The sequence below is a fragment of the Rhizobacter sp. genome, assembly GCF_035702065.1.
In the GTDB taxonomy this organism is placed as follows: Bacteria; Pseudomonadota; Gammaproteobacteria; order Burkholderiales; family Burkholderiaceae_C; genus Rhizobacter.
Window position 1 is genome coordinate 1 of record NZ_DASSRA010000248.1, and the last position, 10,847, is coordinate 10,847.

General features: G+C 65.4%; 10 protein-coding genes. 6 read left to right on the forward strand and 4 right to left on the reverse strand.

What is annotated here, in order from left to right:
• The 3 genes from thrC to VFL64_RS11395 form a co-directional block, all read right to left on the reverse strand.
• Positions 1-1,309, reverse strand: a 1,309-nt coding sequence (gene thrC / locus VFL64_RS11385; protein ID WP_489540493.1) for a threonine synthase, incomplete at its 3' end; no start/stop codon positions are given.
• The gene (locus VFL64_RS11390; protein WP_489540494.1) at positions 1,306-2,622 is read right to left on the reverse strand and encodes a homoserine dehydrogenase; all 1,317 of its coding nucleotides are present in this window, start codon (positions 2,620-2,622) and stop codon (positions 1,306-1,308) included. The genes thrC and VFL64_RS11390, both read right to left, overlap by 4 nt.
• Positions 2,623-2,630: 8 nt before the next feature.
• Complete coding sequence (locus VFL64_RS11395; protein WP_489540495.1) at positions 2,631-3,860, reverse strand: pyridoxal phosphate-dependent aminotransferase; 1,230 nt, start codon at positions 3,858-3,860, stop codon at positions 2,631-2,633.
• Between the two features lie 123 nt (positions 3,861-3,983).
• Here VFL64_RS11395 and VFL64_RS11400 point away from each other — a divergent pair, with 123 nt between their 5' ends.
• From VFL64_RS11400 to VFL64_RS11410, 3 genes are all read left to right on the forward strand, one after another.
• Positions 3,984-4,325, forward strand: coding sequence for an Mth938-like domain-containing protein (locus VFL64_RS11400; protein ID WP_489540496.1), 342 nt, complete (start codon positions 3,984-3,986; stop codon positions 4,323-4,325).
• A gap of 103 nt (positions 4,326-4,428) precedes the next feature.
• Positions 4,429-4,908 carry a peroxiredoxin gene (locus tag VFL64_RS11405; protein ID WP_489540497.1) on the forward strand — a complete coding sequence of 160 codons (480 nt, stop codon included), beginning with the start codon at positions 4,429-4,431 and terminating at the stop codon, positions 4,906-4,908.
• Between the two features lie 207 nt (positions 4,909-5,115).
• On the forward strand, positions 5,116-6,768 hold the full coding sequence (locus tag VFL64_RS11410; protein WP_489540498.1) for a PhoH family protein: 1,653 nt from the start codon (positions 5,116-5,118) through the stop codon (positions 6,766-6,768).
• Between the two features lie 106 nt (positions 6,769-6,874).
• On the opposite strand, the gene VFL64_RS11415 is transcribed toward VFL64_RS11410, so the two are convergent.
• The gene (locus VFL64_RS11415) at positions 6,875-8,764 is read right to left on the reverse strand and encodes a propionate--CoA ligase (RefSeq protein ID WP_489540499.1); all 1,890 of its coding nucleotides are present in this window, start codon (positions 8,762-8,764) and stop codon (positions 6,875-6,877) included.
• A gap of 172 nt (positions 8,765-8,936) precedes the next feature.
• On the opposite strand from VFL64_RS11415, the gene VFL64_RS11420 reads away from it, so the two are divergent.
• From VFL64_RS11420 to VFL64_RS11430, 3 genes are all read left to right on the forward strand, one after another.
• On the forward strand, positions 8,937-9,560 hold the full coding sequence (locus VFL64_RS11420) for a C40 family peptidase (RefSeq protein WP_489540500.1): 624 nt from the start codon (positions 8,937-8,939) through the stop codon (positions 9,558-9,560).
• Between the two features lie 36 nt (positions 9,561-9,596).
• Positions 9,597-10,721 carry a GTP 3',8-cyclase MoaA gene (gene moaA / locus VFL64_RS11425; RefSeq protein WP_489540501.1) on the forward strand — a complete coding sequence of 375 codons (1,125 nt, stop codon included), beginning with the start codon at positions 9,597-9,599 and terminating at the stop codon, positions 10,719-10,721.
• The coding region (locus tag VFL64_RS11430; RefSeq protein WP_489540502.1) for an NTP transferase domain-containing protein at positions 10,714-10,847 on the forward strand (134 nt) is incomplete at its 3' end. The genes moaA and VFL64_RS11430, both read left to right, overlap by 8 nt.

Sequence of the window (10,847 nt, forward strand, 5' to 3'; positions counted from 1 at the left end):
GCCGATCCGGTTCGCGGCCCAGCGCCTCGACGATGGTCTCGGCAAACTTGGCCGGCAACGCAGTCTCCAGCACGATCATCGGCACGTTGGGCTCGAGGTACTCGCGCGCCACCTTCAAGCCGTCGGCGGTGTGGGTGTCGACCATCACGCCGTGGTCCTGCCAGGTCTGACGGATGGTGGCCACGCGGTCGGCATGCGTGCTGTGGCCCGACAGAAAACCGTAGACCGAGATCCGCTCGTACTCCGCCGGACTGAGCTGGAAGAAGCCCTGCTGCTCGAGCTGCGTCTTGAACATCTCGCGCGTGCGCTCGCCATCGCGGCCCAGCAGGTCGAACACGAATCGCTCGAAGTTGCTGGCCTTCGAGATGTCCATCGAGGGGCTCGATGTCTCATAGGTCTCGGCGCTGCCGCGCGGGCGGTAGGTGCCTGTGCGGAAGAACTCGTCGAGCACGCGGTTCTCGTTGGTGGCCAGCACCAGGCGCTTGATCGGCAGGCCCATCATGCGCGCCACGTGGCCGGCGCAGATGTTGCCGAAGTTGCCCGAGGGCACAGCAAAGCTCACGCGTTCCTCTTCGCTCTCGGTGGCCTGGAAGTAGCCGGCGAAGTAGTACACGACCTGAGCCAGCAGGCGAGCCCAGTTGATGGAGTTGACGGTGCCGATCTTGTAGCGGCGCTTGAACTCCAGGTCGTTCGAGGTGGCCTTGACGATGTCCTGGCAGTCGTCGAACACGCCTTCGATGGCGATGTTGTGGATGTTGGCGTCTTGCAGGCTGAACATCTGGGCCTGCTGGAAGGGGCTCATGCGGCCGTTGGGCGAGAGCATGAAGACGTTGACGCCGCGCTTCCCACGCATGGCGTACTCGGCCGCGCTGCCGGTGTCGCCCGAGGTGGCGCCCAGGATGTTGAGCGTCTCGCCGCGGCGGCCCAGTTCGTACTCGAACAGGTTGCCCAGCAGCTGCATGGCCATGTCCTTGAAGGCCAGCGTGGGGCCGTTGGACAGGGCTTCGAGGTGCAGGCCCGCCTGCAGCGTCTTCAGCGGCGTGATCTCGCGCGTGCCGAAGATGGTGGGCGTGTAGGTCTTGTCGACGATGGCGCGCAGATCGGCCGCCGGGATGTCATCGATGAAGAGCGACAACACCTCGAAGGCCAGGTCGGCGTAGGAGAGCTTGCGCCATTGCGCCAGCGTGGAGCGCGCCACGATCGGATAGTGCGTGGGCAGGTACAGGCCACCATCGGGGGCCAGGCCTTCGAGCAGGATGTCGGAGAAGCCGCGTTGGGTCTTGTCACCGCGGGTGGAGATGTACTTCAACTGAGTTCTTCCTTGCGGATCTTCACGATGGGCGCCAGCACGGTGGGCAAGGCCTGCATCTGCGCGATGGCCTTGCTCATCTCGCCTTCGATGGTGTCGTGCGTGAGGATGATCACGTCGGTCTGCGCCTCGCCCTCGGCCGACTCGCGCTGCAGCAGCGCGTCGATCGAGATGCCGCGCTCGGCCAGGATGCCGGTGATGCGCGCCAGCACGCCGGCCTGATCGGCCACCTGCAGGCGCAGATAGAAGGAGGTCACCACCTCGTCCATGGGGAGGATGGGGGTGTTCGACAGCTCCTTGGGCTGGAAGGCCAGGTGCGGCACGCGGTGGTCGGGGTCGGCGGTGTGCAGGCGGGTGATGTCCACCAAGTCGGCCACCACGGCCGAGGCGGTGGGCTCGGCGCCCGCGCCCTTGCCGTAGTACAGCGTGGTGCCCACGGCATCGCCCTGCACCACCACGGCGTTCATCGCGCCTTCGACGTTGGCGATGAGGCGCTTGCTCGGCACCAGCGTGGGGTGCACGCGCAGTTCGATGCCCTGCTTGTCGTCGCGCCGCTTGGTGATGCCCAGCAGCTTGATGCGGTAGCCCAGCTGCTCGGCGTAGGTGATGTCGGCGGCTTGCAGCTTGGTGATGCCCTCGACGTGGGCCTTGTCGAACTGCACCGGAATGCCGAAGGCGATGGCGCTCATGATCGTGACCTTGTGGCCGGCGTCCACGCCTTCGATGTCGAAGGTCGGGTCGGCTTCGGCGTAACCGAGCTTCTGCGCCTCTTTCAGCACCACGTCGAAGTCGAGCCCTTTGGAGCGCATCTCCGAGAGGATGAAGTTGGTGGTGCCGTTGATGATGCCGGCGATCCATTCGATGCGGTTGGCGGTGAGCCCTTCACGCAGTGCCTTGATGATGGGGATGCCGCCGGCCACCGCTGCTTCAAAGGCCACGATCACGCCCTTAGCATGCGCAGCCGCGAAGATCTCGGTGCCGTGCACGGCCAGCAGCGCCTTGTTGGCGGTGACCACGTGCTTGCCCGCGGCGATGGCTTCCATCACCAGGGCCTTGGCGATGCCATAGCCGCCGATCAGCTCGATGACGATGTCGATCTCGGGGTTGGCGATGACCTGGCGCGCATCGGCCACGACCTGAGCACTGTCGCCCACGACCGATTTGGCGCGGGCGGTGTCAAGGTCGGCCACCATGGTGATCTGGATGGCACGGCCAGCACGGCGGCGGATCTCTTCCTGGTTGCGCTGGAGCACGTTGAACGTGCCGCTGCCGACGGTGCCGATGCCGAGAAGGCCGACTTGGATAGGCTTCATATGAGGTCTCAGTGATGCCGCTTGGCGTAGTGGTGCAGGAATCGCGCGATGCGGCCGATCGCGTCGGTGAGGTCGTCGCTGTTGGGCAGGAAGACCACGCGGAAGTGGTCTGGCTGCGTCCAGTTGAAGCCGGTGCCTTGAACGATCAGCACCTTCTCCTCGGCCAGCAGCTCGTAGGCGAACTGCTGGTCGTCCTGGATGGGGTACATCTTCGGGTCGAGGCGCGGGAACATGTACAGCGCGGCCTTGGGCTTGACGCAGGTGACACCCGGGATGTCGGTCAGCAGCTTGTAGGCGAGGTCGCGCTGACGGCCCAGGCGGCCGGTGGGTGCGACCAGGTCCTTGATGCTCTGGTAGCCGCCGAGCGCCGTCTGGATCGCGAGCTGCCCCGGCGTGTTGGCGCACAGACGCAGCGAGGCCAGCATGTTCAGGCCCTCGATGTAGTCCTTGGCGTGGCGCTTCTCGCCCGACACCACCATCCAGCCGGCGCGGTAGCCGCAGGCGCGGTAGTTCTTGCTGAGGCCGTTGAAGGTGACGAAGAGCACGTCGTCGGCCAGCGAGGCCATGCTGGTGTGCACGTTGCCGTCGTACAGCGTCTTGTCGTAGATCTCGTCGACCAGCACGATGAGCTGGTGCTGGCGAGCCACTTCGATGATGTCGAGCAGCACGCTCTCCGGGTAGAGCGTGCCGGTCGGGTTGTTGGGGTTAATGACGACGATGGCGCGCGTGTTCGAGGTGATCTTGCGCTTGATGTCCGCCACATCGGGCATCCAGTCGGCCTGCTCATCGCACATGTAGTGCACTGGCGTGCCGCCCGACAGGCCGGTGACGGCCGTCCACAGCGGATAGTCGGGCGCGGGGATCAGCACCTCGTCGCCGTTGTTCAGCAGCGCGTTCAGGCTCATCGCAATCAGCTCGGAGGCACCGTTGCCGAGGTAGACGTCATCGACCGTCACACCCTGGATGCGCTTTTCCTGCGTGTAGTGCACCACGGCCTTGCGCGGAGCGAACAGGCCCTTGCTGTCGGTGTAGCCGGCTGCCACCTGCGAGGGCAGGTTGCGGATCATGTCCTGCACGATCTCGTCGGGCGGCTCCAGGCCGAAGGCAGCCACGTTGCCGATGTTCAGCTTGATGATCTTGTGGCCCTCGTCCTCCATCTGGCGGGCCTTCTCGAGCACCGGCCCGCGGATGTCATAGGCCACGTTGGCCAATTTGCCGGACTTGACGATGGGCTTCAACGAGGTCTCCTGAACGGCGCAAAGCCTAGAATTATCAACGATCACCATGCCCGCCACGCTGTTGGCGGCCCATCCCTTCCGAGAGTCCGTGAATTGAAGCTGCAACCCGACCGCATCGAAGGCGTGAACGTCATCTCCGGGCTGTTGTCGGACGCAGTTTCGGTCAATGGCATCACCTACCGAAGCAGCATCGTCATCCCCTGGGTGGGCGAGGTTTCGCCCTGGGGTGAAGCCGGGTTCGAGGCGCTGATGGCGGCCGATTTCGACCGTCTCACCGACCTGGCACCGGAGCTCGTGATCTTCGGCAGCGGGCCGCGCATTCGATTCCCTTCGCCCGCCCTGATGCGCAATCTCATGGCCCGCCGAATCGGCGTCGAAACCATGGACACTGCCGCCGCCTGCCGTACCTACAACGTGCTCGCCGGTGAGAGCCGGCGCGTGGTCGCCGCCTTGCTGCTGGGCTGAGCCCGTCAACCCCTATTTCACGGCTGTTCGCAGCCGAAGCGCGCTTGCCGTAGCCCTTATAATCACGGGCTACGCCTGACGAGGCGCAACTTCAGAATTCTTCATGACGCCAGCTCTCAATAAACCCCTCCCGGAATTTGAAGCGCTCGCAACCGGTGGCGTGAAGTTCACGCCGCAGGCATTCGCCGGGCAAACGGTCGTTCTGTACTTCTACCCCAAGGACAACACCCCTGGCTGCACCACCGAGGCGATGCAGTTCCGTGATCGTCACAAGGACTTCGTGAAGGCAGGCGCCGTGGTGTTCGGCGTGTCACGCGACAACATGGCCTCGCACGACAAGTTCAAGCAGAACCTGGAGCTGCCCTACGAGTTGATCGCCGACACCGAAGAGAAGCTGTGCCACATGTTCGGCGTGGTCAAGAACAAGATCATGTACGGCAAGAAGGTCAAGGGCATCGAGCGCAGCACCTTCCTGATCGACGCTTCCGGCATCCTGCGTGCCGAGTGGCGCGGCATCAAGGTGGCCGGGCATGTCGACGAAGTGCTCAAGGCCGTCAAATCGCTCAAGAAGGCAGCCGCCTGAAGCGCCTCACAGACTGCCAAAAAAGGCCGCAGCAATGCGGCCTTTTTTGTTTTTCAACCACGCTTCCCTCATGGCGGTTGAGTCGTCAGATCACATGTGCATAATGGTTTCATGCCTGTGAGTTGTGACTCCCGCAAGCCCCCGACCAAGCCGCACAGGCGACTGTGCGGCTTTTTTGTTTCCCCGCAGCCCACCTGAACACAGCCCATGCCACTGCCCAAGCCGCCTGTCAAACGAGCCGCCCTCCTCACCCCCGCCGACTTCGAATCCCAGGCTGCGCCCAAACCGGGCAAACGAACCCAGAAACACGCTGCCTCCGACCCCGGCCCCGCCGTGCTGGACTTGTTGGAACCTCCGCGCGAAGCTGCGCCGCTGATCGCCAAGGTCACGCCCCCGCCAGCCACCAAGCCGGCTCGTCCGCCTGCCCCTGAACCACGCCGCCGCAAGGCCCGCGGCGACGGCCCGGCCAAGCTCTTCGTGCTCGACACCAACGTGCTGATGCACGACCCGATGAGCCTCTTCCGTTTCGAAGAGCACGACATCTACTTGCCGATGATCACGCTCGAAGAGCTCGATGATCACAAGAAAGGCATGTCGGAAGTCGCCCGCAATGCCCGCCAGGTCAGCCGCGACCTCGACGCGTTGGCAGCCAGTTTGTCCGAGCGCGAATCGGCCGACATGGCCGACGGCCTGCCGCTCAACCACACCGGCCACAAGGACGCCGGCGGCAAGCTCTTCTTCCAGACCACGCTGGTCAACGTGAGCCTGCCGCAGGGCCTGCCCCAGGGCACGGCCGACAACCAGATCCTCGGTGTGGTGCAGGCCCTGCGTGAGCAGAACCCCAAGCGCGAGGTGGTGCTGGTGTCGAAAGACATCAACATGCGCATCAAGGCCCGTGCGCTGGGACTGCCTGCCGAAGACTATTTCAACGACAAGACGCTGGACGACGGCGACCTGCTCTACACCGGCGTGCTGACGCTGCCTTCCGACTTCTGGGAGCTGCATGGCAAGACCATGGAGAGCTGGAACCAGGCCGGCCTCACCTACTACCGCATCAGCGGGCCGCTCGTGCCGTCGCTGATGATCAACCAGTTCGTCTACCTCGAGGCGCCCGGCGCCGCGCCGCTGTACGCCAAGGTCACCGAGATCACCGGCAAGACCGCCGTGCTGCGCACGCTGCGCGAATACACCCACCAGAAGAACGCCGTGTGGGGCGTGACGGCACGCAACCGCGAACAGAACTTCGCGCTCAACCTGCTGATGGACCCGGAGGTTGATTTCATCACCCTCACCGGCACCGCCGGCACCGGCAAGACGCTGATGACACTCGCCGCAGGCCTGTCTCAGGTGATGGACGACCGCCGCTACACCGAGATCATCGTGACCCGCGTCACCGTGCCGGTCGGTGAAGACATCGGCTTCCTGCCGGGTACCGAAGAGGAAAAGATGGGCCCCTGGATGGGCGCACTCGACGACAACCTCGAGGTGCTGTCCAAGTCCGACAGCGGTGCCGGCGAATGGGGCCGCGCGGCCACCAACGACCTGGTGCGCAGCAAGATCAAGATCAAGAGCCTGAACTTCATGCGCGGGCGCACCTTCTTGAACAAATTCGTCATCATCGACGAGGCACAGAACCTCACCCCCAAGCAGATGAAGACGCTGATCACCCGAGCCGGCCCTGGCACCAAGATCGTTTGCCTGGGCAACCTGGCGCAGATCGACACGCCCTACCTCACCGAGGGCAGTTCGGGCCTCACCTACGCGGTCGATCGGTTCAAGGGCTGGCCACATTCGGGGCACGTCACGCTCGCTCGCGGCGAGCGTTCGCGTTTGGCGGACTTCGCCTCCGAGGTCTTGTAGAGCCCCCCAGTCGCTATCGCTCCTGCCCCCGAGGGGCGCCACCTGGCGGACCGGCGAAGCCGGCTCCGCGGGTGTTGCTTGAAGGGCGCGACGCTTCGCTTGCGCTTCAGAGCAGGTCTCGGATCTGTTGGAGCGCGGTGGGGTCCTCGATCGTCGTCAGGTCACCCGGGTCGCGCTGCTCGCACACAGCCTGGATGGCGCGGCGCAGCAGCTTGCCTGAGCGCGTCTTGGGCAGCACGGTGACGAAGCGCACCCGTGCCGGCCGGGCGACGGCACCCAGCTGCTGATCGACTGTTCTCATGATGTCGCCTTCGAGCCTGAGCTTGGCGGCTTCATCGGCGATGGCAGTCGCATCTTTCACGACGACGAAGGCCATGGCCACCTGGCCCTTGAGCGTGTCTGCCACACCGACCACGGCCACCTCGGCCACGGCCGGGTGGCTGGAGATGCTCTCCTCGATCTCGCGCGTGCCCAGGCGGTGGCCGGCGACGTTGATCACGTCGTCGGTGCGGCCCAGGATGAAGTAGTAGCCGTCTTCATCGCGCACGCCCCAGTCAAAGGTGCTGTAGACCATGCGGCCGGGGATGGTCTTCCAGTAGGTTTTGACGAAGCGCGCATCGTCGCCCCAGACGGTCTGCATGCAGCCCGGTGGCAGCGGGCCTTCGATCACGACGACGCCCTTCTGGTTCGGCGCGGTGAGTTCCTGGCCAGTGGCGTCGTCGATCAGCTTCACGTCGTAGCCGTACATGGCGAAGCCGGGGCTGCCGAACTTGCTGGGCGCCTTCTCCACGCCGTTGGCGATGGTCAGGATGGGCCAGCCGGTTTCGGTCTGCCAGTAGTTGTCGACCACCGGCTTGCCGATGCCTTGCGCGATCCATTGCGCAGTGGGTTCGTCGAGCGGTTCGCCAGCGAGGAAGAGCGTGCGCAGGGAGCTGAGGTCGTACTTCTTGAGGAAGGCCGCGTCGTGCTTCTTCAGCACACGCACCGCGGTGGGCGCGGTGAACATCAGGTTGACCTTGTACTTCTCGACCAGGCTCCACCAGATGCCGGCGTCGGGCCGCACCGGCAGGCCTTCGTACATCAGCGTGGCCATGCCGGCGATCAGCGTGCCATAGATGATGTAGCTGTGGCCCACCACCCAGCCGATGTCACTGGCGCAGAAGAAGGTCTCGCCTGCCTTGCCCTGGAAGATGTGCTTCATGCTCGCGGCCAGCGCCACGGCGTAGCCGCCGGTGTCGCGCTGCACGCCTTTCGGCTTGCCGGTGGTGCCGCTGGTGTAGAGCGTGTAGCTGGGGTGGGTGGCGTCGACCCAGGTGCAAGGCACCTGCGCCTTGAGATGCTTCTCGCGCATGGTGGCGTAGTCGTGGTCGCGCCCTTCGACCAGGCTCATGGGCGCGAGGCCGCGGTCCACCAGCAGCACCTGGCCGGGCTTGTGCAAGGAGATGCGCAGCGCCTCGTCGAGCAGCGGCTTGTAGGCCACCACCTTGCCGCTGCGGCTGCCGGCGTCAGCACTGACGATGACGGTTGGCCGGGCGTCGTCGATTCGGCTGGCCAGGCTGCCGCTGGCAAAGCCGCCGAACACCACGGAATGCAGCGCGCCGATGCGGGCGCAGGCCAGCATCGCAAAGGCCGCCTCGGGGATCATGGGCATGTAGACCAGCACGCGATCGCCCTTGCGCACCCCCAGCGACTGCAGGCAGGCCGCCATGCGCTGCACCTCGGCGTGCAACTCGCGGAAGCTGTAGACACGCTCCTGATCGGTTTCGGTCGACACCCAGATCAGCGCGTTCTGGTCGGCGCGGGCCGCCAAGTGGCGGTCCACGGCGTTGTGGCAGAGGTTGGTCTGCCCACCCACGAACCAGCGGGCGAAGGGCGGGTTGCTGTAGTCGCAGACCTCGTGGAAGGGCTTGTGCCAGTCGATCAGTTCAGCCTGCTCGGCCCAGAAGCCGTCGCGGTCGGTGAGCGAACGGGCGTGAAAGTCGGTGTAACGGGCCATGTGGTGTCTCCCCAGCTTTGGTGCAGGCGCGCAGCTTAGGTCGCGATGCTTTCGCCAAACTGTCCTCAAAGCGGGGTCATGGGATTAGTAGAAACATGAAGAAAGCACGCCAACCCCTTGCCAGTGTTGACTTTTTGTTGACTGAGGCACCTCGGGCGCCTATGCTCCGCCCATGTTTGGCGTGACCCCCGTTTCGGTTCGCACGGTGCTGGTTGCGCTGGCATGTGCCCTGGCCGCCTCTTTTGCGCAGGCCGCGCCCGACAGCAACGACCCCATCGCCAAGCTGCTGGCCGACAAGGGCGTGATCGAGGTACGCGACGCCACCTCCGACCTCGTGATCTCGGCCATGAACTTCCTGGGCGTGCCCTACAAGCGCGGCGGCAACTCCGATGCCGGGTTCGACTGCAGCGGCTTCACGCGCCACATCTACGAGAACAGCCTGGGCCTGCTGCTGCCCCGCAAGGTCGACGACCAAGCCAAGGCGACCGGCCTGGCCCCGGTCAAGCGCACCGAGCTGAAACCCGGCGACCTGGTCTTCTTCAACACCCTCAAGCGCACCTTCTCCCACGTCGGCATCTACGTGGGCGACGACAAGTTCATCCACGCCCCCCGGCCGGGCGGCGAGATCCGCGTCGAGAGCATGGACGTGCGCTACTGGGCCAAGCGCTTCACCGGCGCGCGCCGCCCCGCACAAGCGGCATTGCCCGCCGTCACCCCCGCCGCAACGGTGGCTCCTTCGGCACCCGAAGCGCCCGCGCCGGTTCCCAGCGGCTTCCCCAACGACATTCCGCCCTGAGCCCACGCGGCGAGGCCGCACGGGCACAATGTGCCGATGGCCGAGAAAGTCATTCCCCTCGCAGACCAGCGCTATGCAGCGGCCCCGCCGCGCATCCCGGCGCAGGCCATTCCCAGCACCGGTTTGCTCTCCGACACCCTGGGCCGTCCACTGCGAGATCTGCGCATCTCGGTGACCGACCGCTGCAACTTCCGCTGTGGCTCCTGCATGCCCAAGGAAGTCTTCGACAAGAACTACGCCTTTCTGCCGCATGACTCACTGCTGAGCTTCGAGGAGATCACCCGCACGGCACGGCTGTTCGCCGCCCACGGCGTGCAGAAGATCCGCCTCACCGGCGGCGAGCCGCTGCTGCGCAAGAACATCGAGGTGCTGATTCGCATGCTGAGCGAGCTGCGCACGCCGGACGGCCAGCCGCTCGACCTCACGCTCACCACCAACGGCTCGCTGCTCGCCCGCAAAGCCCAGGCACTCAAGGACGCCGGCCTGCAGCGCGTGACGGTCAGCCTCGATGCACTGGACGACACGATCTTCCGCCGCATGAACGACGCCGACTTTCCGGTCGCCGACGTGCTGGCCGGCATCGAGGCCGCCGAGCGCGTGGGCCTCGGCCCGATCAAGGTCAACATGGTGGTGCAGCGCGGCACCAACGACCACGAGATCGTGCCCATGGCCCGCCACTTCCGCGAACACCACGGCAGCCAGATCGTGCTGCGCTTCATCGAGTACATGGACGTGGGCGCGACCAACGGGTGGCGCATGGACCAGGTGCTGCCCTCGGCCGAAGTGCTGGCGCGCCTGAACGCCTTCTTCCCGCTGCAGGCCATCGGCGCCAACTACACCGGCGAAACGGCCGAGCGCTGGCGCTATACCGATGGGCGTGGCGAGATCGGCCTCATCTCCAGCGTCACCCAGGCCTTCTGCCACGACTGCAACCGCGCCCGGCTGTCGACCGAAGGCAAATTGTTTCTCTGCCTCTTCGCGACCCAAGGGCACGACCTGCGCGCCCTGCTGCGCGGCGACTACAACGACGAGCAGATCGCCAGCGCCATCGGCCTCATCTGGCAAGGCCGCGGCGACCGCTACTCCGAGCTGCGCAGCCATCAGCAGGCCGATACCGGCAGCGGCGCGCGGCGCGTCGAGATGCACTACATCGGTGGTTGATCCGGCGCAGATCACTGGCCTGGTTCTCGCCGGCGGCCAGGGCAGCCGGCTGGGCGGTGTCGACAAGGGTCTGCAGCGGTTCGCAGGCCAGCCGCTCGCCCAGCGCGCCTTGCAGCGCCTTGCCCC

Excerpts from the sequence above, each read along its gene's own strand:
- VFL64_RS11420 (WP_489540500.1), top strand. The coding sequence starts at position 8,937 with ATGTTTGGCGTGACCCCCGTTTCGGTTCGCACGGTGCTGGTTGCGCTG.
- VFL64_RS11415 (WP_489540499.1), bottom strand. The coding sequence starts at position 8,764 with ATGGCCCGTTACACCGACTTTCACGCCCGTTCGCTCACCGACCGCGAC.
- VFL64_RS11410 (WP_489540498.1), top strand. The coding sequence starts at position 5,116 with ATGCCACTGCCCAAGCCGCCTGTCAAACGAGCCGCCCTCCTCACCCCC.
- moaA (WP_489540501.1), top strand. The coding sequence starts at position 9,597 with ATGGCCGAGAAAGTCATTCCCCTCGCAGACCAGCGCTATGCAGCGGCC.
- VFL64_RS11390 (WP_489540494.1), bottom strand. The coding sequence starts at position 2,622 with ATGAAGCCTATCCAAGTCGGCCTTCTCGGCATCGGCACCGTCGGCAGC.
- VFL64_RS11405 (WP_489540497.1), top strand. The coding sequence starts at position 4,429 with ATGACGCCAGCTCTCAATAAACCCCTCCCGGAATTTGAAGCGCTCGCA.